The organism is Sphingomonas sp. M6A6_1c (genome assembly GCF_053345135.1).
The window spans coordinates 545,371-571,345 of the sequence record NZ_JBKEZO010000002.1; the positions used below are offsets into that span (position 1 = coordinate 545,371).

General features: G+C 69.8%; 29 protein-coding genes. 12 read left to right on the forward strand and 17 right to left on the reverse strand.

Annotated elements, in window-relative coordinates:
• Positions 1-32 precede the first annotated feature (32 nt).
• Positions 33-1,520 (reverse strand): mannitol dehydrogenase family protein, encoded by a 1,488-nt coding sequence (locus ACLBWH_RS05695; protein WP_447797373.1) that lies wholly within the window; start codon positions 1,518-1,520, stop codon positions 33-35.
• A 111-nt stretch (positions 1,521-1,631) separates the two neighbouring features.
• Between ACLBWH_RS05695 and ACLBWH_RS05700 the strand changes: the two genes are divergently transcribed.
• The 3 genes from ACLBWH_RS05700 (at position 1,632) to ACLBWH_RS05710 (ending at position 5,304) form a co-directional block, all read left to right on the forward strand.
• Positions 1,632-2,681, forward strand: a complete 1,050-nt coding sequence (locus tag ACLBWH_RS05700) for a LacI family DNA-binding transcriptional regulator (protein ID WP_447797375.1) — start codon at positions 1,632-1,634, stop codon at positions 2,679-2,681.
• A gap of 186 nt (positions 2,682-2,867) precedes the next feature.
• Positions 2,868-4,286 (forward strand): glucuronate isomerase, encoded by a 1,419-nt coding sequence (gene uxaC / locus ACLBWH_RS05705; protein WP_447797378.1) that lies wholly within the window; start codon positions 2,868-2,870, stop codon positions 4,284-4,286.
• A 10-nt stretch (positions 4,287-4,296) separates the two neighbouring features.
• Entirely contained in the window at positions 4,297-5,304 is a 1,008-nt protein-coding gene (locus tag ACLBWH_RS05710; RefSeq protein WP_447797380.1) for a PfkB family carbohydrate kinase, read from the forward strand.
• Here ACLBWH_RS05710 and rarD read toward each other — a convergent pair.
• Positions 5,301-6,188, reverse strand: a complete 888-nt coding sequence (gene rarD / locus ACLBWH_RS05715) for an EamA family transporter RarD (protein ID WP_447797382.1) — start codon at positions 6,186-6,188, stop codon at positions 5,301-5,303. The genes ACLBWH_RS05710 and rarD overlap by 4 nt on opposite strands.
• Before the next feature lie 116 nt (positions 6,189-6,304).
• Here rarD and ACLBWH_RS05720 point away from each other — a divergent pair, with 116 nt between their 5' ends.
• Positions 6,305-6,535, forward strand: a complete 231-nt coding sequence (locus tag ACLBWH_RS05720; RefSeq protein ID WP_322848130.1) for a hypothetical protein — start codon at positions 6,305-6,307, stop codon at positions 6,533-6,535.
• Positions 6,536-6,612: 77 nt separating this feature from the next.
• A complete protein-coding gene (locus ACLBWH_RS05725; RefSeq protein WP_447797384.1) occupies positions 6,613-6,996 on the forward strand; it encodes a DUF2645 family protein in 384 nt (127 codons plus the stop codon).
• 57 nt (positions 6,997-7,053) lie between these two features.
• On the opposite strand, the gene ACLBWH_RS05730 is transcribed toward ACLBWH_RS05725, so the two are convergent.
• Positions 7,054-7,521 (reverse strand): hypothetical protein, encoded by a 468-nt coding sequence (locus ACLBWH_RS05730; RefSeq protein WP_322848128.1) that lies wholly within the window; start codon positions 7,519-7,521, stop codon positions 7,054-7,056.
• Between the two features lie 241 nt (positions 7,522-7,762).
• Between ACLBWH_RS05730 and ACLBWH_RS05735 the strand changes: the two genes are divergently transcribed.
• Positions 7,763-8,284 (forward strand): gamma carbonic anhydrase family protein, encoded by a 522-nt coding sequence (locus ACLBWH_RS05735; protein WP_447797386.1) that lies wholly within the window; start codon positions 7,763-7,765, stop codon positions 8,282-8,284.
• 163 nt (positions 8,285-8,447) lie between these two features.
• On the opposite strand, the gene ACLBWH_RS05740 is transcribed toward ACLBWH_RS05735, so the two are convergent.
• From ACLBWH_RS05740 to hppD, 5 genes are read right to left on the reverse strand one after another with little or no spacing between them, the layout of a single operon-like run.
• On the reverse strand, positions 8,448-9,410 hold the full coding sequence (locus ACLBWH_RS05740; RefSeq protein WP_447797387.1) for an alpha/beta fold hydrolase: 963 nt from the start codon (positions 9,408-9,410) through the stop codon (positions 8,448-8,450).
• A gap of 58 nt (positions 9,411-9,468) precedes the next feature.
• The gene (locus ACLBWH_RS05745) at positions 9,469-9,825 is read right to left on the reverse strand and encodes a Rieske (2Fe-2S) protein (RefSeq protein WP_447797389.1); all 357 of its coding nucleotides are present in this window, start codon (positions 9,823-9,825) and stop codon (positions 9,469-9,471) included.
• Positions 9,822-10,451 (reverse strand): maleylacetoacetate isomerase, encoded by a 630-nt coding sequence (maiA, locus tag ACLBWH_RS05750; protein ID WP_447797391.1) that lies wholly within the window; start codon positions 10,449-10,451, stop codon positions 9,822-9,824. Before maiA ends, ACLBWH_RS05745 begins: the two co-directional genes overlap by 4 nt.
• Positions 10,448-11,764, reverse strand: coding sequence for a homogentisate 1,2-dioxygenase (gene hmgA / locus ACLBWH_RS05755; protein WP_447797393.1), 1,317 nt, complete (start codon positions 11,762-11,764; stop codon positions 10,448-10,450). Before hmgA ends, maiA begins: the two co-directional genes overlap by 4 nt.
• Positions 11,765-11,806: 42 nt before the next feature.
• Positions 11,807-12,886: a 4-hydroxyphenylpyruvate dioxygenase gene (hppD, locus tag ACLBWH_RS05760; RefSeq protein ID WP_322848122.1), complete on the reverse strand. Its 1,080-nt coding sequence runs from the start codon at positions 12,884-12,886 to the stop codon at positions 11,807-11,809.
• Between the two features lie 81 nt (positions 12,887-12,967).
• On the opposite strand from hppD, the gene ACLBWH_RS05765 reads away from it, so the two are divergent.
• Together ACLBWH_RS05765 and ACLBWH_RS05770 are read left to right on the forward strand one after the other, a co-directional pair.
• Positions 12,968-13,423 (forward strand): MarR family winged helix-turn-helix transcriptional regulator, encoded by a 456-nt coding sequence (locus tag ACLBWH_RS05765; protein ID WP_322848121.1) that lies wholly within the window; start codon positions 12,968-12,970, stop codon positions 13,421-13,423.
• An 81-nt stretch (positions 13,424-13,504) separates the two neighbouring features.
• Positions 13,505-16,138 (forward strand): TonB-dependent receptor, encoded by a 2,634-nt coding sequence (locus ACLBWH_RS05770; RefSeq protein WP_447797501.1) that lies wholly within the window; start codon positions 13,505-13,507, stop codon positions 16,136-16,138.
• A gap of 4 nt (positions 16,139-16,142) precedes the next feature.
• Here the strand turns inward: ACLBWH_RS05770 and ACLBWH_RS05775 are convergent, their stop codons facing one another.
• Both ACLBWH_RS05775 and ACLBWH_RS05780 read right to left on the reverse strand, forming a co-directional pair.
• Complete coding sequence (locus ACLBWH_RS05775) at positions 16,143-17,681, reverse strand: glycine betaine ABC transporter substrate-binding protein (RefSeq protein WP_447797395.1); 1,539 nt, start codon at positions 17,679-17,681, stop codon at positions 16,143-16,145.
• Entirely contained in the window at positions 17,678-18,442 is a 765-nt protein-coding gene (locus ACLBWH_RS05780; protein ID WP_447797396.1) for an ATP-binding cassette domain-containing protein, read from the reverse strand. The genes ACLBWH_RS05775 and ACLBWH_RS05780 overlap by 4 nt, the downstream gene beginning before the upstream one ends.
• A 60-nt stretch (positions 18,443-18,502) precedes the next feature.
• On the opposite strand from ACLBWH_RS05780, the gene ACLBWH_RS05785 reads away from it, so the two are divergent.
• Entirely contained in the window at positions 18,503-19,291 is a 789-nt protein-coding gene (locus ACLBWH_RS05785; RefSeq protein WP_447797398.1) for an SDR family oxidoreductase, read from the forward strand.
• Between the two features lie 7 nt (positions 19,292-19,298).
• Here the strand turns inward: ACLBWH_RS05785 and ACLBWH_RS05790 are convergent, their stop codons facing one another.
• Entirely contained in the window at positions 19,299-19,592 is a 294-nt protein-coding gene (locus tag ACLBWH_RS05790) for a 4a-hydroxytetrahydrobiopterin dehydratase (protein ID WP_038664984.1), read from the reverse strand.
• A gap of 49 nt (positions 19,593-19,641) precedes the next feature.
• Between ACLBWH_RS05790 and ACLBWH_RS05795 the strand changes: the two genes are divergently transcribed.
• From ACLBWH_RS05795 to ACLBWH_RS05805, 3 genes are read left to right on the forward strand one after another with little or no spacing between them, the layout of a single operon-like run.
• Entirely contained in the window at positions 19,642-20,052 is a 411-nt protein-coding gene (locus ACLBWH_RS05795) for a metallopeptidase family protein (protein WP_447797400.1), read from the forward strand.
• Positions 20,049-20,603 carry a heme ABC exporter ATP-binding protein CcmA gene (gene ccmA, locus ACLBWH_RS05800; RefSeq protein WP_447797401.1) on the forward strand — a complete coding sequence of 185 codons (555 nt, stop codon included), beginning with the start codon at positions 20,049-20,051 and terminating at the stop codon, positions 20,601-20,603. The genes ACLBWH_RS05795 and ccmA overlap by 4 nt, the downstream gene beginning before the upstream one ends.
• A complete protein-coding gene (locus ACLBWH_RS05805; protein WP_447797403.1) occupies positions 20,603-21,244 on the forward strand; it encodes a heme exporter protein CcmB in 642 nt (213 codons plus the stop codon). The genes ccmA and ACLBWH_RS05805 overlap by 1 nt, the downstream gene beginning before the upstream one ends.
• Here ACLBWH_RS05805 and ACLBWH_RS05810 read toward each other — a convergent pair.
• The 6 genes from ACLBWH_RS05810 to ACLBWH_RS05835 all read right to left on the reverse strand — a co-directional run bounded on the left by ACLBWH_RS05810 (position 21,241) and on the right by ACLBWH_RS05835 (position 25,957).
• Positions 21,241-21,444 carry a hypothetical protein gene (locus tag ACLBWH_RS05810; RefSeq protein ID WP_322848114.1) on the reverse strand — a complete coding sequence of 68 codons (204 nt, stop codon included), beginning with the start codon at positions 21,442-21,444 and terminating at the stop codon, positions 21,241-21,243. The genes ACLBWH_RS05805 and ACLBWH_RS05810 overlap by 4 nt on opposite strands.
• 95 nt (positions 21,445-21,539) lie before the next feature.
• Positions 21,540-22,409 (reverse strand): class I SAM-dependent methyltransferase, encoded by an 870-nt coding sequence (locus ACLBWH_RS05815; RefSeq protein WP_322848113.1) that lies wholly within the window; start codon positions 22,407-22,409, stop codon positions 21,540-21,542.
• Positions 22,406-23,797 carry a threonine synthase gene (gene thrC, locus ACLBWH_RS05820; protein ID WP_322848112.1) on the reverse strand — a complete coding sequence of 464 codons (1,392 nt, stop codon included), beginning with the start codon at positions 23,795-23,797 and terminating at the stop codon, positions 22,406-22,408. Before thrC ends, ACLBWH_RS05815 begins: the two co-directional genes overlap by 4 nt.
• A gap of 209 nt (positions 23,798-24,006) precedes the next feature.
• On the reverse strand, positions 24,007-24,612 hold the full coding sequence (locus tag ACLBWH_RS05825; protein ID WP_447797406.1) for an SURF1 family protein: 606 nt from the start codon (positions 24,610-24,612) through the stop codon (positions 24,007-24,009).
• Positions 24,609-25,004, reverse strand: coding sequence for a DUF983 domain-containing protein (locus ACLBWH_RS05830; protein ID WP_322848110.1), 396 nt, complete (start codon positions 25,002-25,004; stop codon positions 24,609-24,611). Before ACLBWH_RS05830 ends, ACLBWH_RS05825 begins: the two co-directional genes overlap by 4 nt.
• Positions 25,005-25,024: 20 nt before the next feature.
• Complete coding sequence (locus tag ACLBWH_RS05835; protein ID WP_322848109.1) at positions 25,025-25,957, reverse strand: cytochrome c oxidase subunit 3; 933 nt, start codon at positions 25,955-25,957, stop codon at positions 25,025-25,027.
• Positions 25,958-25,975: the final 18 nt, after the last annotated feature.

The window sequence follows — 25,975 nt, forward strand, 5'->3', positions numbered from 1 at the left end:
CAGCCGGGGTCCAAATATACTACTCGCTTGCGTTAGGAATCATTGCCCGCGGTCAGCAGCGCGTCCCAGCGCCGCTCGTGCGCCGCGGTCGCCGCCGCGGCGATCGCGGCGAGCAGCGGCGGATCGCCCGCGACCTGCGGCGGCAGCCCGAGCCCCGCCTCGGCGAGGCGGCGCACCAGCGTCGCCGGATCGGCATCGTGCGCCGCGGCGGCGAGCCGCGCGCCGGCGGGATCGGCGATCACGACCCCCGCTTGCGCGCGCGCGATCAGGAACGCGACCCAGCCGCCCAGCGCGGCGACGACATGCGCCGGCATCCGCCCGCCCGCGCGATGCGCGGCGAGCGTGTCGCCGAGCCGATACGGCAGCTTCTGCGAACCGTCGGTGGCGATCTGGTCGAGCCGGTGGACGATCGCCGGATTGCGGAACCGCGCCAGCACCGCGAGGCGGTAGGCATCGAGGTCGAGTCCCGCGACCGCGGGCAGCATCGGCACGATGTCGCGCCGGATCATCGCGTCGACGAAGCCGGCAAGCGCGGCATCGGCCATCGCCTCGGCGACGCTGGCATGGCCGCGCAGCAGCCCGAGATAGGCGAGCGTCGAATGCGCGCCGTTGAGGATGCGCAATTTGGCTTTCTCGTAACCGGCGACGTCCCCGGTCAGCGTCGCGCCCGCGCCGGCGAGATCGGGGCCGAGCGGCACACCGATATCCTCGATCACCCATTGCGCGAACCGCTCGCGCTGGACCGCGGCGCGATCCTCCAGCCCGATCGTCGCGGCGACCGCGTCATACAGCGCCTCGTCCGATGCCGGGGTGATCGAATCGACCATCGTCGACGGCACCCGCACCTCGCCCGCGATCCAGTCGGCGAGGCCCGCATCGCCGGCCTGCGCGAAGGCGACCAGCGCCGCGTGCAGCTTGGCGCCGTTGCTGGCGAGATTGTCGCACGGCATCGGCACGAACGGCCGCACGCCGGCATCGCGTCGCGCGGCGAGCCCGGCGACGATCCAGCCGATCACGCTGCGCGGCACCGCGGCGCCGGCGAGGTCGTGGACGATATCGGCATGGCCGAGGTCGAGCGTGCCGTCGCCGGCGAGGCAATAGCCCTTTTCGGTCACCGTCATCGTCACCAGCGTCACCGCGGGATCGGCGAGCAGCGCATGCGTCTGCGCCGCGGCATCGGGGGCGAGGAAGCGGCGGTGCGCGCCGATCACCCGCATCGCCGGCTCGGCGTCGCGGATCGCCAGCGTATACAGGCCGTCCTGCTGCTCCAGCGCCTCGACCGTGCCGCGGCTGCGCATCGACACCGCCGCGATCCCCCAGCGCGGATCGTGCTGCAGCACCGTGTCGACATAGGCCGCCTGATGCGCGCGATGAAAGGCGCCGGGGCCGAAATGGACGATGCCGATCGCGGTCCCGACCGCGGTGCCGACCCCGGTGCCGACGTCTGATAGCGGCCGGCCGATCGGGCTGGCAACGGTGGCGGGCAGCCGGTCGAGCGTGCTGCGGGTCAATCGGGTCACGGGCATCGTCCCTCGGTGGTGCGGATCGACGTCTTGCCGCTGCGCGCGGTCGTTGTCTACCGGTGTCATCAGCGCTGGCGGAGCCGCGGGCGGACGGCTATCGTCGTCGTCATGCGCAAATCCGGCCAGCCGACGATCAATGACGTGGCCCGGATCGCCGGCGTGTCGAAGAAGACGGTGAGCCGCGTCATCAACCGCTCGCCGCTGCTTCACGCCGACACCCGCGCGCGGGTCGAACAGGTGATCGGCGACCTCGGCTATATTCCCAATCCGCAGGCGCGCGCGCTGGCGTTGCGCCGCAACTTCCTGATCGGCCTCGTCCACGACAATCCCAATGCGCAGACGGTGATGAACGTCCAGCACGGCCTGCTCGCCGGCCTGCGCGGCACCGAATTCGAACTGGTCGTGCGCCCGGTCGATCGCGCCTCGCCGACGATGCTCGAGGATCTGCGCCATTTCCTCGAACGCCAGCGCCTGTTCGGGGTGCTGCTGATGCCGCCGATCAGCGAGGACGACGGCGTCGCGCGTTTGTGCGCCGCGATCGGCTGCCGCTACGTGCGGATGGGCTCGGCGATGCTCGACGTGCCCGCGCAGATGGTCGCCTCCGACGATCGCACCGCGGTGCGCGAGGCCGCCGCCTGTCTGGTCGCGCACGGTCATCGCCGCATCGGCTTCATCGGCGGCCCCGCGGGTTTCCGCTCGGCGCACGAACGCCGCGCCGGCTTCGACGCCGCGCTCGCCGCCGCCGGCCTCGATCTGCCCGACGATCGCGTCGCCGAGGGCCATTATACCTTCGAATCGGGGCTGGCGGCGGCCGAACGCCTGCTCGACGCGGACCCGCGGCCGACCGCGATCTTCGCCGCCAACGACGAAATGGCCGCCGGCGTCGTCCACGCCGCGCGCCGCCGCGGCCTCGTCATGCCCGACGATCTGTCGATCATCGGCTTCGACGACACGCCGATCGCCGCCCACCTCTGGCCGCCGCTGACCACGGTCCGCTGGCCGAGCATGGCGATGGCGCACGCCGCCGCCCGCAAACTGATCGGCGAGGACGGAGACCAGCCCGCGCATTTCCCCTCGACGCTCATCCACCGCGCCTCCGTCGCCGCGCCACCTTCCATTCCTCCCCCGCCAGGGGGAGGTGGCAGCCCACAGCGCTGACGGAGGGGGAGGAAAGGGTGGAGCTTCGTAACCGGACGTCCGCCCTTACCTCTCCCTCCGTCACGCCTTCGGCACGCCACCTCCCCCTGGCGGGGAGGACTTCGCGAAGCTCCGCCACCCCCGCAAACCACGGTTGCACCCCGTCCTGACACCGGTTACCACCCGCGCAACGCGAGAGGACAGCGCATGACCCGCAGCCTGGAATTGCACCCCGACCGGCTCTTCCCCGCCGATCCCACGACGCGCGGCATCGCCCGCACGCTCTATGCCGGCATCGCCGATCTGCCGATCGTCAGCCCGCACGGCCACACCGACCCGATCTGGTTCGCCGACGACCGGCCATGGACCGACGCGACGACGCTGCTGCTCGCCCCCGACCATTATCTGTTCCGCATGCTCTACAGCCAGGGCATCGATCTCGACGCGCTGGCGATCCCGCGCGCCGACGGCACGGTGAGCGCCGACCGCCGCGGCGCGTGGCGGCTGCTCGCCGATCATTATCATCTGTTCCGCGGCACGCCCTCGCGGATGTGGCTCGACCACGTCTTCGCCGAGGTGTTCGGCATGACCGTCGCGTTCGAACCCGCCACCGCCGATCTCTATTACGATGTGATCGCCGAAAAGCTGGCGACCGACGCCTTCCGCCCGCGCGCGCTGTTCGACCGGTTCCGCATCGACTTCCTCGCCACCACCGAGGGCGCGCACGACAGCCTCGACGCGCACCACCGCATCCGCGCGAGCGGCTGGGCCGGGCGCGTCGTCACCACCTACCGCCCCGACGGCGTCATCGACGTCGAGCACGAGCAATTCACCGGTGCGCTGCGCCGCTTCGCCGAACTGACCGGCGAGGACGTCTACAGCTGGCAGGGCTATCTCGCCGCGCACCGCAAGCGCCGCGCCGATTTCCGCGCCGCGGGGGCCACCGCCACCGACCACGGCCACCCCACCGCCGCCACCGCCAACCTCTCGACGGCGGCATGCGAGGCGCTGTTCGCGCGTATCACCGGCGGCGACTGGACACCCGCCGATGCCGAGCTGTTCCGCGCGCAGATGCTCACCGAAATGGCGGGGATGAGCGTCGAGGACGGCATGGTGATGCAGATCCATCCCGGCAGCGTCCGCAACCACAATGCCGGCCTGTTCGCCAGCCACGGCCGGGACAAGGGCGCCGACATTCCCGGCCGCACCGATTACGTCCACGCCCTCAAGCCGCTGCTCGACCGGTTCGGCACCTCGACCGAGCTGTCGATCATCCTCTTCACGCTCGACGAGAGCGTCTACGCGCGCGAGCTGGCGCCGCTCGCCGGCCATTATCCCTGCCTCAAGCTCGGCCCGGCCTGGTGGTTCCACGACAGTCCCGAAGGCATGCGCCGCTTCCGCGAGATGACCACCGAGACCGCGGGCTTCTACAATACCGTCGGCTTCAACGACGACACCCGCGCCTTCCTGTCGATCCCCGCGCGGCACGACGTCGCGCGGCGGATCGACTGCGGCTTCCTCGCCCGCCTCGTCGCCGAGCATCGCCTTGCCGACTGGGAGGCGGCGGAGCTGGCGCAGGAGCTGACCAGCGGCCTCGTCCGCCGCGCCTATCGTATCGATCGCTGAGGAGGCGCGCATGACATTCCTGGCATTCGGCGAGATCATGCTGCGCCTGTCGCCCCCAGGCCGCGAATTGCTGTTGCAGACCCCCCGGTTCGACGTCTGGGTCGCCGGCGCCGAGGCGAACGTCGCCACCGCGCTCGCCCGGCTCGACCATGACGTCGCGCTCGCCAGCATCGTCCCCGACAACGACCTCGGCCGTTCGGCGATCGCCACGCTGCGCGGCCATGGCGTCGACACCCGCCGCATCGCGCTCACCGGCGAGCGGATGGGCCTTTATTTCGTCACCTCGGGCGCGGGCATGCGCGCCACCGAAGTGATCTACGACCGTGCCTATTCCAGCTTCGCGGCGGCGCCGGTATCGGCGTGGGACTGGGACGCGTTGCTCGACGGCGTCGACTGGTTCCACCTCTCCGGCATCACCCCGGCGCTCGGCCCGGTGCCGGCGCAAAGCGCGATCGCCGCCGTCCGCGCCGCCGCGGCGCGCGGCATCCCGATCTCGTTCGACGGCAATTACCGCGCCAAATTGTGGGAACGCTGGGACGGCGATCCCCGCGCCATCCTGACCCAATTGGTCGAGCATGCCGACCTCCTGTTCGGCAACCACCGCGACATCGCGCTGCTGCTCGACCAGGACTTCGCGGGCCATGACGGCGAGGATCGCCGCCGCGACGCCGCCGAGGCCGCCTTCGCCGCCTTCCCCAAATTGCGCACGATCGCCTCGACCGCGCGCCATGTCGAGAACGTCGACCTCCACCGTATCTCGGCGCGCGTCGACACCCGCGACGGCCACGCCCAGACCGGGGAGGTGACGCTGGCGGGCATCGTCGACCGGATCGGCGGCGGCGACGCCTTCGCCAGCGGCGTGCTGCACGCGCTGCGCCGCGGCGGCGACATCGGTGCCGCGGCGGCGACCGGCCTCGCGCTCACCGCGCTCAAACATTCGCTGCCCGGCGACGCCTCGCTGTTCCGCCAGGCGGATATCGACGCCTATCTCGCCGGCGGCCTCGACGTCCGCCGCTAGGCGGGAAGCGCCCGCGCCGCGCGGATGCTGCTCCACGCATAGAGGCCGCAGCCGAGCCAGATCAGCGCGAAGGTGGCGAGCTGCGTCGCGCGGACCGGCTCCTGATAGACCAGCACCGCCAGCAGGAACTGCAACGTCGGCGCGATGAACTGGAGCAGCCCGACCGTCGTATAGCGCAGCCGCCGCGCGCCCGCGGCGAACAGCAGCAGCGGCGCCGCGGTCACCGGCCCGGCGAGCACCAGCAGCAGGTCGAGCGTCCGGTCGTGCCCGAACGCCGCCGTGCCGCTCTGGTTCGCCTGCACCAGCACGACGAGCGCGAACGGCGCGAGGATCAGCGTCTCCATCGTCAGCCCGCCGAGCGCGTCGATCGCCGCCACCTTGCGGATCAGCCCGTAGAAGCCGAAGCTCAGCGCCAGCACCAGCGACACCCACAAAGCCCCGCCGCCGCCTGCGGCGAAGATCGCGACGCCCAGCGCCGCCACCGCCACCGCCGCCACCTGCAACCGGTTGAGCCGCTCGCCGAGCAGCAGCATGCCGAGCGCGACGTTGAGCAGCGGGTTGATGAAATAGCCGAGACTCGCCTCCACCAGATGCGCGTTGGTCACCGACCAGATATAGACGAACCAGTTGATCCCGATCAGCACCGCGCTCGCCACCAGCATCGCCAGCACCCGCCCGCGCGCCGCCGCGACCAGCGGCCGCAGCCGCCGCGTCGCCGCGACGATCGCGAGCAGCAGCAGCAGCGACCACAGGATGCGGTTGGCCAGCACCTGCGCCGGCGGCACCGCGGTCAGCAGATGCAGATACAGGGGCAACAGCCCCCACAGGGTATAGGCGCCGATGCCGTAGAACAGGCCCGCGCGCGCGTCGGAGGAATGCGCCATCCGCTGTCCCTGCGACGTCCGTTGCGGCAACGCAACAAAGCCGTGCTTGGCGGCGGCGCGGTCGCGCCTTGCCCGGGCGCTTTTCCTCGCCGGCGCGGCCGGCTAGGGCGGGCGGCATGACCAGCGCCATGCTCCACGACCTCTTCCTCTCGACGCTGGTGAAGCAGGCCGGCGGCAACCGCCGCCGCTGGCGCCTCGTGCTCGGCGAGATCCGCCTCTACGACCCGGCGACGCATCCGCATTGCAACTGGTCGGTGACGCCGACCGGCGCGGCCGGCGAGAACGACACGATCGAACGTATCGCCGACGACCTCCGCCTCCGCCACCCCATCGTTACCGCCGGCTGACCCGCGGCCGCGGCGCGCACGATCCGTCGCCGTGGCCGCTACAATGATCCCGGGGAGCCGGCAGGGATCAGGTCGTCGTGAATGTGGGCAAGGTCTTGAAAGACGTCGTCTTCGGTATGGCGTCGGTCGGCATCGCCGGTCTGGTGGTCGTCTATTCGACGGAACGATACGAGTGGATGATCGGCGACGCCGATACCGATGGCAGCCGGCTGACGATATGCACGATCCCGACGGACCCGGATTCGCCCAGGCTGATGTTGTCCGTCGCGGTGCTGATACCGATGTTGATCCTGACGGCATTCGCCTGTCATCCGGCGCGACGCCGGTGGCGCATGGTGATCAGCCTAACCGTGCTGGGGCTGTGGCTCTATTGCTTCTTCGTCAGGTTCAGCGGCTGCATTGCTTCTTCGTCAGGTTCAGCGGCTGCCCGACGTGACTACGAGGCGCAGCCGCGACTGTAAAGCGCCGCACGGGTCGCGCATCCGACCTACGCCGGATGCGCAGCGACGCTGCGGCAATCAGCGGTCCAGCGACTGGCGCAGCGGCAGCGCGGCGATCTCGCCGAGCCAGGTGCGGATCGTGGTGCGGCCCTGCGGGCTCAGCGCCAGCATCGTCACGCGGCGGTCGCTGACGTCGTCGCTGCCGTCGACCAGACCGCGGTCCTGCAACAGCTTGATCCAGCGCAGCGCGGTGGTGCGCGGCACGCCGGCGGCGGCGCAGCAGGCGTTGGTCGTCACCGTCGCGCCGTTGATCCCCTCGGCGAACAGGAACAGCATGATGTCCAGCCCCGGATTGGCGAACAGCGAGGCTTCCAGATGCGTGCCGAGCTTGCGGCGGGCGGCGGCAATGCTCGACGCCAGCGACGCCAGCGCGGCAGCCTCGGGATCCTGTCCGTCGATCACGGGCGGCACCGGCAGACCGGCGAACGTCTTGCTAGCGGCGTCCGAACCCGAAAAAGTGAAATCGTCGCGTAACCCGGCACCCATCGTGTTCGTCGCTCCCGTAGACGCAGCAGGGCATAGCCGGAGCAATTCCGAAATCAAGCCGCTACGTCGCTGTCCGGCCCGGCGACCGCCACCCATGGCGATCCGTCCCGTACGACTCGCAGTGCTAACGCTACCAGACGCCGCTGTCACGGCCTTGCTGGACTGGACGCGACCGATGATGTGCCATTATCGCATCACAGGCAAGCCGTGTCGCATCGACCGCGGCGGGGGGAGGCGATCGATGGCCTGTTACGCATTGGGCGATGTCGCGCCGCAGCTGGGCGAGGCGGCCTATGTCGCGCCGGGCGCTGCGGTGATCGGCTGGGTCGTGCTCGGCGCCCGCGCCTCGGTGTGGTTCGGCGCGGTGCTGCGCGGCGACAACGACCCGATCACGATCGGCGACGAGAGCAATATCCAGGACGGTGCGATGATCCACGCCGATCCCGGCGTGCCGACGACGATCGGGCGCGAGGTGACCGTCGGCCATCACGCCATCGTCCACGGCGCCAGCGTCGGCGATCGCAGCCTGATCGGTATGGGCGCGACCTTGCTCAACCGCGCGGTGATCGGCGCGGATTCGATCGTCGGCGCCAATGCGCTCGTCACCGAAGGCAAGGTCTTCCCCGACGGATCGCTGATCGTCGGCGCACCCGCGCGCCTCGTCCGTCCGCTCACCGAGGCGGAGATCGCCGGCCTGCGCCTGTCCGCCGCCACCTACGTCGCCAACGCCCGCCGCTACGCCGCGGAGCTGACGCCGGTGTAACGCCCCGGCGGTATGGGCGCTGTCCTACACCCGGCGCTTCATGCTAGCGGATGGGAGTATGGAGAATGGCGTTCAGCCCAGCCCCGCAGATCATCCCCAAAACGGAAACGATGATCCCGGATCGTTTCCGTTCAGGTGTCCAACTTGTCCAAGTTGCCCCAATTCAGCCGCAATTCGCGTAGGCCTCGCGCACGAACCCCGCGGTCGCTTCCGGCGCGGTGATCGGGATCATATGACCGCCTGGGACGATCTCGATCCGCGCGCCCGGGATGATCGCCGCGGTGCGCTCGCCATGGCGAACCGGGTCGAGGATCGCGTCGTCGCGGCCGAACAGGATCGCGGTCGGCACCGTCAGCGCGGGGTAATGCGCCGCAATCCCCTCGATCTCCTGCGCCGCGGCGGCGAGGTCGGCGGCGGCGGCGGCGATATTGGCGGGCCGCTGCGACAGCGCGCCGCCGCCGCGGCTGACGAAGTCGGCGGGCGGCGGCTCCGGCGCGAACACCGCCGCCAGCGTCCGCTCGGCGGTCAGCCGGCTGAGCGGCGTCGCGATCGTCTGCGCGAACAGCCGCCGTACCCCCGCCGGGATCGCCGCCAGTCCCTTGAACGCCTCGGGCACGTCGTCCTGCGGCTGGGTGAGCGGGGCGATCAGCGCGAGGCCGCGGACCAGTTCGGGCCGCTGGATGGCGAGCGACAGCGCCAGCGCGCCGCCCAGCGAATGACCGACGACCAGCGGCCGCTCGATGCCGAGCAGGTCGATGAACCGGCCGAGGATCGCCGCCTGCGCGGCGATGCCCGGCTCGCCATCGTCGTCGGCCTGCGAATAGCCCGATCCCGGCCGGTCGACCAGGATGACGCGATGGTCGGCCGCCAGCGGCGCGAGCATGCCGTAACTGAAGTTGCGCAATTGGCCGCCCAGCCCGTGGACCATCACGATCGCCGGCCCGCTGCCGCGGTCGACATAGTGGAGCCGGGCGCCTTCGACCTGAAGGTGGCGGCCGTCCTGCGGCACCAGCCGCTCCGCCGCGCGCGCCACCCGCTCCGAATAGAGCGACAGGCCGATCCCGCCCGCGCCGAGCGCGGACGCGCCGATCAAACCCGCCAGGCTCCAGCGTGTACCGCCGATCATCTCCGTGCCTCCTCAACCCCCGCGCAAGCGGCGGAGTGTAGCATCGGCGATCGATTTGTCAGGCGGTCGTTACGACCCCGTCGACCACCGCGACCGGCCAGGCGCCGAGCCGCTGGCCGAGGCACGGGCCGCCGACGCACAGCCCCTCGTCGAGCGTGAACAATGCGCCGTGCCAGCTGCACGCGATCAGATCGCCGGTGGGGGTCAGATAATCGTCCAGCGTCTGCGCCAGCGGCACGCCGGCATGCGGGCAGCGGTCGACATAGCCGACGACGCCGTCGCCGCGGCGGACGACGAAGCCGTGGAACCGCCCGGCGCGCATCTGGAGCACGAAATTGCGAGCCTTGCCGTCGGCGATCGCGGCGAGCGGCGCCAGCGCGACGCCGGCGGGGGTGGCGGACAGGCGCTCGCTCACGCGTCGGCGTCGGGCTGGCGGCTGGGGTGGGCGGCTTCAGCGCGCGCCGCGGTCCGCGCGCCGCTGGCGACGAGGCGGGGGTAGGGGCCGGTATCCACCCCGAACCGTACCGCCGAATAGAGCGCCGGCACGGTGACGCAATCGGCGAGCGTCAGGGTGTCGCCGTAGGCGAAATCGCCGCCGTGGCGGGCGATCAGCGCCTCGATCGCTGCGAAGCCATCGGTCATCCACCGCGCCATCCAGGCGTCGACCTGCGCCTCCGCCGCGTCGAAATCCTGCCGCAGCGCCTTCAGCGTGCGCAGGTTGTGGAGCGGGTGGACGTCGGTGGCGAGCGTCGCCACCATCGCCCGGACGATCGCGCGGCCATCGGCATCGCCGGGCAGCAGCGGCGGATCGGGAAAGCGCTCCTCCAGCCACTCGAGGATCGCGACGCTCTGCGTCAGGACGAGGCCGTCGACCTCCAGCGCCGGCACCAGCCGCTGCGGGTTGAGCGCGACATAGGCCGGGTCGGCCTGCCCGCCGGTGCGCAGGTCGTAATTGACCTGGTCGTAGGCCACGCGCTTCAGCGCCAGCGCGATCCGCACCCGATAGGCGGCGCCCGAGCGCCAATAGCCGTGAAGGATCACGCCGCGGGGCTTTGCGGCAGCACCGCCTTGGGGAAGTCGGCCCATACCGCGTCGTAATCGAGCTGGGCATGGTCGAGCGCGTGGCTGGTCGGCCGGTAGGGCCAGCAGCTCTCCAGCATGAACGCCATCGTGCCCTCGATCTTGTGCGGCGTGAGCTCGGCGGCCGACGCGCCCTGCCAGCTCGCCAGATCGGGGCCGTGGCCGGCCATCAGATTGTGGAGGCTGATCCCGCCGGGCGCGAAACCGTGCGCCTTGGCGTCATAGGCGCCGGTGATCAGCCCCATCGCCTCGGACATGATGTTGCGGTGGAACCACGGCGGCCGGAACGTGTCCTCGGCGACCATCCAGCGCGGCGGGAAGATGACGAAATCGGCATTGGCCCGGCCCGGCACGTCGCTCGGGCTGGTCAGCAGCGTGAAGATCGAGGGGTCGGGATGGTCGAAGCTCACCGTGTTGATCGTGTTGAACCGCGCGAGGTCGTAGCGCCACGGCGCCAGATTGCCGTGCCACGCCACCACGTCGAGCGGGCTGTGGTCGAGCGTCGTCGTCCACAGCGATCCCATGAACTTCTGGATCACCTCGGTCGGCTCGTCGCGATCCTCGAACCAGGCGACCGGCGTCTCGAAATCGCGCGGGTTGGCGAGGCCGTTGGCGCCGATCGGGCCGAGATCGGGCAGCCGGAATAGGCTGCCGTGATTCTCGCAAACATAGCCCCTGGCGCTGCCGTCGGGCAGCAGCGCGCGGAAGCGCACGCCGCGCGGCACCAGCGCGATCTGCCCCGGCGCGACCACGATGCGGCCGAGCTCGGTGCGCAGCTCCAGCCGCCCCGCCTGCGGCACGAACAGCAATTCGCCGTCGGCATCGGTGAAGACGCGCGCGGTCATGTCGGCATTGGCGGCATAGACGTGGAGCGCCACGCCTTCGAGATCGGCGGGATCGCGGTTGGCGAGCATCGTCGTCATGCCGTCTATCAGGTCGGTGCCCGCCGGCGCGTCGGGACAGGGGTTCCAGCGCAGCCGGTTGGGGGCGAGCGGCGCACCGTCGGTGCCGGGGGCGAATCGCGCCGCGCCGTCGTAGCGCACGTACGGCGGATGCTCGGCGGTCGGCCGCATCCGGTAGAGCCACGAGCGGCGATTCTCGTGCCGCGGCGCGGTGAAGGCGGTGCCGCTGAGCTGCTCGGCATAAAGGCCGAAGGCGGGCCGCTGCGGCGCGTTGCGCCCGATCGGCAGCGCGCCGGCGACCGCCTCGGTGGAAACGTGATTGCCGAAGCCGGGGATATAGTCGGCCTCGTTCCCGGGGTGGTGGACTGTCATTGTTTTAGCGTCCTCTCCTGCTCCACCACCCCGTCCGCAAACTCATGCGTCGACGGTGATCACCCCGCGACGGATCTGGTCCAGCTCGATCGACTCGTACAGCGCCTGGAAATTGCCGTTGCCGAAGCCCTCGTTGCCCTTGCGCTGGATGATCTCGAAAAAGATCGGCCCGACCATCGTCTCGGTGAAGATCTGCAACAGCAACCCCTCCTCGCCGACGTTGCCGTCGATCAGAATGCGGTTGGCGCGCAGCCGTTCCAGATTCTCGCCATGATTGGGCACGCGCTTGTCGACCAGCTCGTAATAGGTCTCGATCGTGTCCTGCAGCTTGACACCGCGCGCGCGCAGCTTCTCCACCGTCGCGTAGATGTCGTCGGTGGTGAGCGCGAGATGCTGGATGCCTTCGCCGTTGTAATCGCGGATGAACTCCTCGATCTGGCTCTTGTCGTCCTGGCTCTCGTTGAGCGGGATGCGGATCGCGCGATCGGGGGCGATCATCGCCTGGCTGAACAGACCCGTCGCCTTGCCCTTGATGTCGAAATACTTCTGCTCCTCGAAGCCGAAGATCTGGCCATAGAAGGCCGACCACGTCCGCATCTGGCCGCGGCGGACGTTGTGGGTGAGGTGATCGAGCATGTCGAGCCCGACGGAATTGGCCGCCTCCGCCTCGGCGGCGCCGGGGACCTGATCCCAGTCGTCGTACACGCTGCCCGTCGCGCCATGCCGATCGACGAGATAGAGCAGCGAGCCGCCGATCCCCTCCAGCGCCGGCAATCCCTCCAGCGCCGCACCGGCCGGCGCCGGCTTGGCACCCCGCGCGATCGCCGCGTCATAGGCCGCCTGCGCATCCGCAACGCGGAACGCCATCGCGCTCGCCGACGGACCGTGCGCCGCGCGGAATTCGGCGGCGTGGCCGGTCGCCTCGCGGTTGAGCAGCAGGGTGATGCGCCCCTGCTTGTAGCGGGTCAGCGCCTTGGTCGGATGCGTCGCGGCGGCGACGAAGCCCAGCGCCTCGAACTGCGCGGCGAGCGCGTCGGGATCGGGCGAGGTGAATTCGCAGAATTCGAAGCCGTCGAGCCCCATCGGGTTGACGTCGATCTGGTCGGCCGAATGGTCGGACATGGCAGCAGCTCCGAAATGGTATCGTCTGTTACCAAATCTTTTGCGGCATTGCCAAACTGGTGTCAACTGATACGAAACCGCATGGCCCCGTCGTCCGCCCGCCTCGTCCTCGACGACTTCATCCCCTATCGACTGTCGGTGACGTCCAATCTGGTCAGCGACTCCATCGCGCGGGCCTATGAATCGTTGTTCGGGCTGACGATCGCCGAATGGCGGCTGGTTGCGGTGATCGCCGAAACCGGCGGCATCACCCAGCAGGCGATCGGTGCCAAGACGCTGATGGACAAGGTAACGGTCAGCCGCGCCGCGATCGCCTTGGTTGGCCGCGGCCTGCTCGCGCGGCGCGACAATCCGGAGGATCGGCGATCGCACCTGCTCGAACTCACCGATGCCGGGCGCGACCTCTATGCCGCGATCGCGCCCAAGGCGCTCGATCTCGAAAGCCGCATCTTCGCCGCCTTCGATCCCGACGAGGTCGCGCAATTCGTCGCGATGCTGCGCCGGATCGAGAGCGTGACGCTGGATATCGGCCGATAAGCCACAGTCGACCGCCCGCCCGGCACATTTATGCGACAATTGCCGATTAGCAGCATCCCGGGCGTTCAAAGGGTGATCGGTATGCGTGTGGCGGTGGTGATGATGATGGCGGTGAGCTGGCCCGCGCTGGCGACGGCGCAGCAGGCGCCCGCGCCGGCCCCGATTCCAACCCCGGCGCAATCCGAGGCCGCCCCAACCTCGGTCGAGGCCACGACGACGGCGCAAACCGCCACCCCGGCGGCGACGACCGCCATGCCCGCCGCGCAGACGACGCCGGCGGCGGAGAGCGAGGAGGAGGAAGGCGACATCGTCGTCACCGGCCGCCGCCCGCCCGGTTCGGTGGTCGGCGACATCCCCGCCGAACAGGTGCTCAGCCCGGCCGACGTGCGCAGCTACGGCGTCAGCAGCGTCTCCGACCTGCTCACCGAACTCGCACCGCAGACGCGCAGCGGCGCGGGCGGCGCACCGGTGGTGCTGCTCGACGGCAAGCGCATCTCTGGGTTTCAGGAAATCCGCGACATCCCGACCGAGGCGATCCTGCGCGTCGACATCCTGCCCGAGGAGGTGGCGCTCAAATACGGCTATACCGCCGACCAGAAGGTGGTGAATTTCGTCCTGCGCCGCCGCTTCCGTTCGACCACCGTCGAACTCGCCGACCGGGCGCCGACCGAGGGCGGGTCGAACAGTCCGCAGGGCGATCTCGACCTGTTGACGATCCGCAACGGCTCGCGGCTCAACATCCACAGCAAATATACGCAGAGTTCGGCGCTGACCGAGGCGGAACGCGACATCAGCGTCGAGCAGACCGAAGGCGCGACGCCCGGTTACGACCAGCGGCCGTATCGCACGCTCCAGCCGTTCAGCCGCAACTTCGGCACCAACGCCACCTATGCGCGCCCGATCGGCGACGTCAGCGCCACGCTCAACGGCGAGCTGACCGCGACGCAGACCGTCGGTCAGTTCGGCCGGCAACTCGACGCGTCGGGCCAGCCGATCAGCGACGCGCTGACCCAGCGCAGCAACGGCATCACCGCGCATCTCGGCACCAGTCTCAACGGCCGGTTGAGCCCGCGCTGGCTCTGGACGGTCACCGGTGCCTACGACCGCGCCGAAAACCGCACCGACACGCAGACCGGCGTCGCCACGCCCGACAATCGCGCGCGCTCGACCTCGAACACCGGCGACCTCGAAGCGCTCGCCAACGGCCCGCTGTTCACGCTGCCCGCCGGCGACGTCTCCACCGCGATCCGCATCGGCGCGCAGACCAGCGATTTTTCCAGCGCGTCGTTCGGCGAACGCATCAGCAGCGGCAGCGTGTCGCGCGATGCGGTCAACGGCCGCGTCAATATCGACGTGCCGATCGCCAGCCGCTCGCGCGCCGTGCTCGGCTGGCTCGGCAATCTGTCGGTCAACGGCAATGCCGCGATCAACCAGCTTTCCGATTTCGGCACGCTGACCTCTTACGGTTATGGCGTGAACTGGGGGCCGATCGACAGCCTGCGGGTGATCGGATCGATCAACCAGCAGGATGTCGCGCCAACCGCGACGCAGCTCGGCAACCCGACGGTGGAGACGCCCAACGCGCGCGTCTTCGACTATGTCAGCGGCCAAACGGTGACGGTGACGACGATCAGCGGCGGCAATCCCGACCTGCGGTCGAGCAGCCGCCGCGTCACCCGCCTGGGCGTGACGCTGAAGCCGTGGAGCGACAAGGACCTGACCCTGATCGGCAATTACACCAAGCAGGATACGCGCAACCCGATCCAGAGCTTTCCGTCGCCGACCGCGGCGATCGAGGCGGCGTTTCCCGATCGCTTCACCCGCGACGCGGCGGGCGATCTCACCCGGCTCGATGCCCGCCCGATCAATTTTGCACGGGCGGTGAGCGAGCAGTTCCGCTGGGGAATCAACTTCTCCAAGCCGATCAAGTCGAAGGTGCAGCGGGAGCTGGAGGCGTTCCGTGCCGGCACCGGGCCCAATCCTTTCGCCGGCATGCGCTTTCCCGGCGGGGGCGGGCGGTTCGGCGGCGGCGCGCGTGCCAGCGCCGATGGCGGTCCGCCGCCGCCGGGCGCGGAGGGCGCGCCGCCGCCGCCGCCATCGGCCGCCGATGGCGCACCGCCGCCGCCGCCGCCCGGTGCCGACGGTCCGCCGCCGGGTGGCGGTGGCGGGCGCGGCTTCGGCGGCGGTGGTGGTCGCGGCTTTGGCGGCGGCCGCGGCGGGCAGGGTGGCGGGCGTATCCAGTTCGCGCTCTATCATACCTGGCACCTCACCGAGCGCGTCACCGTCGCGAACGGCGGGCCGTTGCTCGACCTGCTCAACGGCGATGCGACCGGATCGAGCGGTGGCCAGCCGCGGCACGAATTCGAGGCGCAGGCGGGCTATTCCAACAATGGCATCGGCGTACGCCTGTCCGCCGATTACGCCACCGGCACGCGCGTCAACGGCGGGACGTCGGCCAATCCGCAGACGTTGCGCTTCTCGGGTCTCGCGACCGCCAATCTGCGGCTGTTCGCCGACCTCGGTCAGCAATTGAAGCTGGTAAAGGCGCATCCCCGGGTTCGCGGCGCGCGGGTGACGTTGTCGGTCGACAATATCCTCAACACGCGCCAGACCGTCCGCGACGCCGCGGGCATCACGCCGATCAGCTACCAGCCCGATTACCTCGACCCGCTCGGCCGCACGATCCGGCTGAGCCTGCGCAAGCTGTTCTTCTGAGGATCTAGAGCCCCAGCCGCCGCGCCAGCCAGTCCGCTGCCTGCTCCGGCGTGCGCTTGCGGTCGTCGCGATCGACCTGGTAATTGGCCTCGCGCATCGCGGCGACCGGGATACGCCCGACCAGCGGCGCCAGCGCGGCGGTAAAGGCGGCGTCCTTGGCCCGCGCCGGCGCGACGAGCAGCAGGGCATCGTAACTGGGGATCGCGTGCCTCGGATCGGTCAGCACCGTCAGGTGATCCGCCGCGATCCGCCCGTCGGACGAGAAAGCGGAGATCACGTCCGCTTCGCCGCTCGCCAGCGCGCGGTACATGAAGGTCGGCGCATAAGGCGTCGCTCTCTGGAAGCGCAGCGGATAGACGCGGCGCACCGCCGCCCATTCCGGCCGTTCGAGGAATTCGAGATCGCTGCCGAAGCGCAACGCGGGCGCCGCCGCGACGAGATCGGACAGGCTGGCGATGCCGTGCCGCCTGGCATCGTCGCCACGCATCGCAAAGGCATAAGCATTTTCGAAGCCGAGCGAGCCGATCAATCGCACGCCGCTGCTCGCCTGCGTCCAGCGGCCAATCGCGGCGGTCATCGCCTTGGGATCGGGCACGTCGCTACGCCGCATCGCCCCGGTCCACAGCGTGCCGGCATAATCGACATAGACGTCGATCGCGCCGCTGGTCAGCGCCCCGTACACCACCGCCGAACCGAGGCCATCGCGATAGCGGACGGTATAGCCGGCGCGAGTCAGCCGGTCGCCGATCAGCCGGGCGAGGATATATTGTTCGGAGAAATTCTTGGCGCCGACCGTCACCACCTTGCCGCCCGTCGCGCGCGGCCAGAGCGGCGCGGTGGCGGCGAGCAACGCGGCGACCAGCGTCACGGTGGCGCCGAGCCAGAGCAACCGGCGCCGGTGCGCGATGCCATGTTCGATCATTCCGATCAGCGCGTCGACGCCGAGCGCCAGCCCGGCCGCGGCGAAACAGCCGGCGAGCACCAACGCCCAATTCTGCGTCTGCAATCCGGCGAAGATCATGTCGCCGAGGCTCGGCTGGCCGACGGTGGTCGACAGCGTCGCCGCGCCGATCGTCCAGACCGCGGCGGTACGGATGCCGGCGATCAGCACCGGGGCGACCAGCGGCGCCTCGACCAGCCGCAGCGTCTGCACGGGCGTCATGCCGACCGCCTTGGCCGCCTGGCGCACCGCGGGGTCAATCCCGGTCAGCCCGGCGACGCCGTTGCGGATGATCGGCAGCAGCGCATAGAGCGTCAGCGCGATCAGCGACGGCAGGAATCCCAAGGCCGGGATGCCGCCGCCGATCAGCGCCGACAGCCACAGCAGCAGCGGATAGAAGAGCGCAAGCAGCGCGAGGCTGGGGATGGTCTGGACGAGGCTGGCGACACCCAGGATGACGCGCCCGGTACGCGGCCGCCGCGCCGCGAGGATGGCGAGCGGCAGGCTGATCGCGATGCCGAGCAGCAGCGCCGCCGCCGACAGCAGCACGTGCTGCGCGAGCAGCGGCGGCACCCGGCCGAGCGCGTCGAGGAAGGCGCTCATGCCGCCGCTCCGTTCGCCAGCGCGTGCAGCCGCTCGGTCTGGTGGCGCGGCACCGCCACCAGCGCCTGCGCCGCCTCTCCCCCACCACCGTTGAGCAGCGCGGTCGGCGTCGCATCGGCGACGATCCGGCCGGCCGCCATCACCAGCACGCGGTCGGCGAGCAGCAGCGCCTCGGCCATGTCGTGGGTGACGAGGATCGTGGTGAGGCCCAGCCGCTCGTGCAGCCGGCGGATCTCGCTGCCGAGCGCGTTGCGGGTGACCGGGTCGAGCGCGCCGAACGCCTCGTCGAGCAGCAGCAGCTTGGCGCCGGGCGCCAGCGCGCGGGCGATCGCGACCCGCTGCCGCTGGCCGCCCGACAGCGCATCGGGCAGCCGGTCGGCGATCGCGGGTGGCAGCGCGACGAGCTCGAGCAACGCGGCGACATCGGCGGGGGGCTCGCCGGCGATGCGCGGGCCGATGCCGATATTCTCGCCGACGGTCATATGCGGGAACAGGCCGATCCCCTGGAAAACATAACCGATCCGCCGCCGCAACGCCGGGGCGGGGCCGGCGGCGATATCCGCGCCATCGAGCAGCACGCGGCCGGCGCTGGGATCGATCAGCCGGTTGATCATCTGGAGCAGCGTCGACTTGCCCGATCCGGACGCACCGACGAGCGCGACGAAGCTGCCCGCCGGGATGTCGAGCGAGACGCCGTCGACCGCCAACGTATCGCCGAACCTCTTGGTAACGGCGTCGAAACGGAGCGATTCTGCTGGCATCGCGCACGAGGATGCGGGATGCCGCTGCGAAAGTCCAACAATGGACGCGAGGAGGGCAGGATGACCGACGGGCGCGCGATCTTCATCACCGGCGGCGGATCGGGCATCGGCCGCGCCGTCGCCCGGCTGTTCGCCAGCCGCGGTTGGCGGGTCGGTATCGCCGACGTCGACCGCGCGGGGCTCGACGCGACCGCGGCGATGCTGCCCGCGGGCATGGTCGAGCGCTTTGAGATGGACGTGCGCGACCGCGACGCCTGGACCGCGAGCCTCGACGCCTTCACCCGCGCCAGCGGCGGCCGGCTCGACGTATTGTTCAACAATGCCGGCATCGGCACCGGCGGTCCGCTTGCCGAGGCGAGCTTCGCGGACATCGACCGGACGGTGGCGATCAACTTCACCGGCGTGCTCAACGGCGCGCGGATCGGCCATGCCTATCTGGCGCGGACTCCCGGATCGGTGCTGCTCAACACCTCCTCGGCCTCGGGCATCTACGGTTCGTCGGGGCTGGCGGCCTATTCGGCGACCAAATTCGCGGTGCGCGGGCTCAGCGAGGCGCTCGACGGCGAATGGCATCGCGAGGGGATCAAGGTCCGCTGCCTGCTGCCGAGCTTCATCGAGACGCCGCTGCTCGACGGCGTCGCCGGCGGCACCAACCGCACGATCCGCGAATCGGTGACCGGCGCGGGGCTCGAGCTGACCCCGGTCGAGACGGTCGCGGAGGCGGCGTGGAAGGCAGTGCACGGCGACGCGCTCCACACGTATGTCGGCAAGACCGCCGAACGGCTGCGCTTCGCCGCGCGCTGGTTCCCCGGCGGGCTGCGCAAGCGGATGCGGCGGTCGCTGCGCTGAAGGCCGCTTATTCGTCGACGATCGCGTCGATCGCCTCGGCCATCTCGATGTCGCGGCCCGACAGGCCGGCGGCGTCGTGCGTGGTCAGCAGGATTTCGACGCGATTGTAGACGTTGCGCCATTCGGGGTGATGGTTGGCCTTCTCCGCCATCAGCGCGACCTGCGTCATGAAGCCGAACGCCTCGACGAAATCGGCGAAGACGAGGCTGCGGGTGATCGCGTCGCGTGCCTCGTCATAATCCCATTCCGGCAGGCCATCGAGGGCATCGGCACGTTCGGCTTCGCTAAGGGCCTCGATCATCGGCGGTCTTCCTTGCTGGACGGGAAAGGGACGCGGTATGGCGACACGCATGAACGGGCAAGATGCTTATGGACCGGCACCCGATGCCGCGGCGATCGAGGCCATCGCCCGCGACACGATCGCGCGGCTGCCGGCGGCGTTCGCCGCGCATCTCGGCGACGTGCTGCTGCTGATCGAGGAAGAGGCGGATGACGAGACGCTTGCCGCTCTGGGGATTGAGCATCCGCTCGACCTGACCGGCCTGTATCACGGCCGTCCGCTGGGCGAGAAATCGTCGATGAAATCGGGCGCGCTGCCCGATCGCATCCATCTGTACCGGCAGGCGATCCTCGTCGAATGGGTGGAAACGGGGGTGCGGCTCGACGATCTCGTCCGCCACGTCACCATCCATGAGATCGGTCATCATTTCGGCCTGTCGGACGACGATATGCACGCGCTGGAAGACGCGGTGGTGGATTGACGCGGCTGCTGCTCGACCGGGTCGCCTGTACGCGCGGCGGGCGGCTGCTCTTTGAGGGGGTCGAGGTCTCGCTTGATGCGGGGGCTGCGGCCGTGGTGACCGGGCCGAACGGCGTCGGCAAGTCGAGCCTGATCCGCATCGCCGCCGGGCTGTTGCATCCCGCCGCCGGCACGGTGACGCGCGACGGGGCGGTGGCGCTGCTGGGCGAGGCGCATGCGCTCGATCCGGAATTGCCCCTGGCACGGGCACTGGCCTTCTGGATCGGCGACCGCGCCGGGGCGGCGATGGCCGCGGTCGGCCTCGCGGATCTCGCCGCGGTACCGGTGCGCATCCTGTCGACCGGCCAGCGTCGTCGCGCCGGTCTGGCGCGGATAGTCGGGGCGGATGCACCGATCTGGTTGCTCGACGAGCCCGCCAACGGCCTCGACAGCGACGGCGTGGCGCAGGTCGAGGCGCTGATCGCCGCGCATCGCGCCGCCGGCGGGATCGCGGTCGTCGCGACGCATCAGCCGATCGCGCTGCCCGGCGCCATTGCGGTCGCGCTCGGCTGATGCGCGTCGCTGCGATCGTCGCGCGCGACCTGCGCCGCGCCTGGGCGGGCGGCGGCGCGCTGTGGCCGGTCGCCTTTTTCCTGCTCGCGGCGATCCTGTTTCCGTTCGCGGTCGGCCCCGACACGGCGCTGCTCGCTCGGATCGGCGGCGGGGTGATCTGGGCGGCGGCGCTGCTCGCCGCGTTGCTGCCGATCGAGCGGCTGGTCGGGCCGGATGTCGAGGCGGGGGTGATCGACCAATATGCGGTACGGCAGGTGCCGCTCGCGCTCGTCGCCTTCGCCAAGATCGTCGCGCATTGGCTCGGCTTCGCGCCGCCGCTGATGCTGGCGGCGGTGATCGCGGCGGGGCTGTTCGACCTGTCGGCGGCGACGCTGCTGCGGATCGAATTGGGGCTGCTGATCGGCACGCCGGGATTGGCGGCGCTCGGCGTCGCCACCGCCGCGCTCGTCGCGGGGCTGCGCGGCAGCGGCGCGGTGGCGGGGCTGGTGATGCTGCCGCTGGCGATCCCGCTGCTCATCTTCGGCGCGGGATCGCTCGATGGCGGGGCGGGGGCGATGAAGCTGCTCGCCGCGGTCAGCCTGGTGCTGACCGCGGGGGCGCCGTGGATCGCGGCGGCGGCGATCCGCAGCGGGATGGATTAGGAATTGTGATCCGAAGCGTAGACCATCGCCGCGGCGGTGCCGGTCGCGGGCTTCAGGTGAAACCATTCCGGCCGGTCGATCGCAGTCAGGAACGCCAGCACGGTCAGGCCGAACATCAGCAGCGCCAGCCGGCCCCACAGCGGGTTCGGCTCGGCATCGTCCTGCGGGGTATTGGCGAGATCGTCATTGGGTCGCATCATATGCCTCCGGGTGCTGATCTACCGATATAGACGCCAAAGCCTTCTGATCGACGAGCGTTCCGTAACGTTTGTTTGCTGCGGCGCACCAAATGCGGTCAGCGACTCCAGCGCGCCCAGATCGCGGTAGGCAGCGTCAGGCCGCGCGCTTCCTCGCGCACGCCGAGTTCGCCCGCCTCGACCTTGCCGGGCAGGTCGCCGAACAGCTGGCGGACCAGTTCGCCGATCGCCAGCGCCGACATGCGCACCGCATAGACGGTGAGGAACAGGAAGCGGCTGTCGGCATCGATCAGCTTGCGGCAGTCGGCGATCAGCCGCGGCAGATCCTCCTCCAGCCGCCACAATTCGCCCTCCGGCCCGCGGCCGTATTTGGGCGGGTCGAGCAGGATGCCGTCATAGCGGCGCTGGCGGCGCACCTCGCGCGCAACGAACTTGACCGCATCGTCGACGATCCAGCGGATCGGTGCCTCGGTCATGCCGGACAGGACGGCATTGCCGCGCGCCGCCTCGACCGATTTCTTCGAGGCGTCGACATGGACCATCTTGGCGCCCGCGGTGGCCATCGCCAGCGTCCCGACGCCGGTATAGCCGAACAGATTGAGGCATTCGGGCGTATCGAGATCGGCGACCTGTTCGCGCATCCAGCTCCACACCGGCGCCATGTCGGAGAAGAAGCCGAGATGGCGGAACGGCGTCGGCTGTGCGGTGAAGCGCACCTCGTTCCATTTGAGCGGCCAGCCCTCGCGCGGCACCGGCTCGGCGAAAACCCAGCGGCCGCCGCCATCCTCGTCGCTCGCCGGTACGAACTCGCCCTGCGCGCGCCAATTCTCGGTCGCGGGCGCCCACATCGCCTGCGGCTCGGGGCGGATAAAGCGGTAGCGGCCGTAGCGCTCGAGCTTGCGGCCGTTACCCGAGTCGACCAGGCCGTAATCCGCCCAGGGCTCGCCGATCAGCGTGTCGAGCTTCATGGCTTCGGCACCGCGCGCTCGGCGACATAAGCGGTGACCGCGTCGAACGTGCCGGGCAGGATGGCGTAGCGCTCCTCGCGGTCGAACAGGTCGCCGATCCGGCCGGGCAGGGTGGGGCGCTGGCCGGTGGCGCGCTCGACCGCGTCGCGGAATTTGGCGGGATGCGCGGTGGCGAGCGTCACCACCGGTACGTCGCTGTCGTGGCGGCGCGCGGCGGCGAGCGCGATCGCGGTATGCGGGTCGATCACCTGCCCGGCACGTTCGTACGCCCAGCGCATCGCCAGCGTCATGTCGTCGAGGTCGACGCGATCGCTCGCGAACAGCGCCGCGCCGCTATGCTGCACGTTGGTCAGCCGCATCGCGCCCGATGATTCGAAGCCCTGCATCTGCGCGGCGAGGGCAGCGCCATCGCGCGCGCCGAGATCGTACAGCAGGCGTTCGAAGTTCGAGCTGACCTGGATGTCCATCGACGGGGTCGGCGTCTGCTGGACGACACCCTTGCTGTAATCGCCCGCCGAGATCGCGCGATGCAGGATGTCGTTGACGTTGGTCGCGACGATCAGCTTGGCGACCGGCAGGCCCATCTGCGCGGCGACATAGCCGGCGAAGACGTCGCCGAAATTGCCGGTCGGCACCGAGAAGGCGACGGTGCGCTCGGGCGCCCCGAGACGGACGGCGGCGTAGAAATAATAGACCACCTGCGCCATTAGCCGCGCCCAGTTGATCGAATTGACGGCCGACAGCGCGAACCGGCCCGAAAAGCCGGGATCGTTGAACATCTGCTTCACCAGCGCCTGCGCGGTGTCGAAGTCGCCGTCGATCGCGATATTGTGGACGTTGGGGGCGAGCACCGTCGTCATTTGGCGGCGCTGCACGTCCGACACCCGGCCGGCGGGGTGGAGCATGAACACGTCGACACCGGCCCGGCCGGCAAGCGCGTCGATCGCCGCCGAACCGGTATCGCCGCTGGTCGCGCCGACGACGGTGAGATGCCGGTCGCTGCCGGTCAGGAACCGTTCGAACAACAGGCCGAGCAATTGTAGCGCGACGTCCTTGAACGCCAGCGTCGGGCCGTGGAACAGCTCGAGCAGCCATTGGTCGTGGTCGAGCTGGACCAGCGGCGTCACCGCGGCGTGGCTGAACCGGCCATAGGCCTGCGTGCAAAGGTCCTTCAACTCGTCGGGCGTGAGCGCGTCGCCGACGAAGGGCGTCATCACCGCGACCGCGGTATCGACATAGGAGAGGTTGGCGAGCCCGGCGATCTGTTCGCGCGTCAGGCTCGGCCAGCTTTCGGGCAGGTAGAGGCCGCCGTCGGACGCCAGCCCGGCAAGGGTGACGTCGCGGAAATCGAGCGCGGGCGCGGCGCCGCGGGTGCTGACATAACGCATCGCGGCTGGGTAGCGGGAGCGGGCGTGGGGGGCAACGGCGGGTTTGCTTGGGGCCGTATGGCGTCGCGCTATCGGGCGGAGCGCACAATCATTCCTCCCCCGCCAGGGGGAGGTGGCGCCGCGAAGTGGTGACGGAGGGGGAGGATACGGCGCACTCGCGATTGTGGAAACACCCCCTCCACCATGGCCTTCGGCCCCTTGCACTCCCGCTAACGCGAGGGAGGATTTGGGGGAGCGACCCGCCGCCGCAGCGCCAGCACATAGATCACCGCCGCGATCGCGGCGAAGAAGAACCATTGCACCGCATAGGACAGATGGTTGTTCGGCACCGACGACAAATCCGGCCTGCCGTTCGCCGCGAGCCCAAGCGGCGGCGTGTCGGCGACCAGCAGCAGGCGTTGCGGACTGTGATCGAACAGCGCACCGATCAGCGACCGGCCGTCGGGCGCATGGCTGATATAACCCTTTACCGCGCCGCCCGACCAGCGCGGCGTGAACATCGGATCAGGCGTCGTGCCGAGCTGGACGACCAGCCCGCTGCCGCAATCGGCGATCAGGCGGAAACCCGCGGCCCCCGCGCCGACCAGCCGCTGCGCAACCGGATGGCTGCACGTCGCGGTCGTGCGGCGGAAGAGCAGGCGGTCGTCGGGCGTCGTCGGAAAGGCGATCGGCGGCTTGGCGGGATTGGCGGCGAGCTGCGCCAGATACGCCTCTTTCTTCGGCGCGCGGTCGAGCAATTGCCACAGGCCCAGCGCGATCATCGCCGCCACCGCGAGCGCGACGACGAGGGTCGGGATCAGCGGTACGCGCCTCATGGTCGCGGATCGATGCGCCCTTCGCGCGCGGCGTTGCGGAACTCGGCGGACATCAACGCACCCTTGGCGAGGCGCAGCGACCAGATCACCCCTGCGAGTGTCACTGGGATCCAAATCAACATATGTAGCCACAGTGGCGGGTGCAGCGTCAGTTCGAGCATGATCGCGCCGATGACCACGATCGTGCCGAGAATCAGCGTCAGGAAGGCGGCGGGGCCGTCGCCGACGTTGAACCGGGTAAAGTCGAGCCCGCATGCCGAACAGCGGTCGGCGAATTTGATCATCTTGGCGAAGAGGGTGGGCTTGCCGCAGCGCGGGCAGAGGCCGCGCAGGCCGGCCTGGACGACCGAGGGCATGCCATTCGCCGGCGGCAGGGGCGTCGGATCAGTCATAAGCGACGCCCTATCCTTCATCAGCCGCCGTGGATCGGCGCGCCCCAGCCACCCCAGACGTAGATGGTGACGAACAGGAACAGCCACACCACGTCGACGAAATGCCAATACCACGCCGCCGCCTCGAAGCCGAAATGCTGGCGCGGCGTGAAGTCGCCCTTGTAGGCGCGGATCAGGCAGACGGCGAGGAAGATCGTGCCGATGAGCACGTGGAAGCCGTGGAAGCCGGTCGCCATGAAGAAGGCGGCGCCATAGTTCAGCCCCTTGAACGGGAAGGGCGCGTGCATGTACTCATAGGCCTGGATCGAGCTGAACAGCACGCCCAGCGCGACCGTCAGCCACAGGCCCTTGAGCACGCCGTCGCGATTGCCGACGCCGAGCATGCCCCACAGGCCGGTCTTCTCGCCGCCGCGCTGGTTGTGGATCAGCGCGTGGTGCGCCCAGGTGACGGTGGTGCCGCTGGTCAGCAGGATCAGCGTGTTGAGCAACGGCAGTTCGAAGGCGTTGATGACCTCCAGCCCCTTGGGCGGCCATTGCGCGGCGATCGCCGCGGCGCCTTCGGCGGCGCGCTCGACCTGGCCGTCGACGAAGCTCATCGCGGTCGGGAACAGCGCGAAGTCGAAGAAGGCCCAGAACCAGCCGACGAAGAACATGACTTCGGAGGCGATGAACAGGATCATGCCATAACGGAAATGGAGCTGGACGACCGGCGTATGATCGCCGTGATGCGCCTCGCGCACCACCTCGGCCCACCAGCTGTACATCGTGAACAGCACGCCCGCGAGACCGGCGAGGAAAATCCAGCCGCCGCCATTGGCCTTGTCGGCGGCGAGATGGCCGCCGTGCATCCACATGATCGCGCCCGACGCCATCACCAGCGCCGACAGCGATCCGAACAGGGGCCAGATGCTGGGGGGCAGGATATGGTAATCGTGGTTCTTGGCGCCGGCCATGGTCGTTTCCCTGTTCTC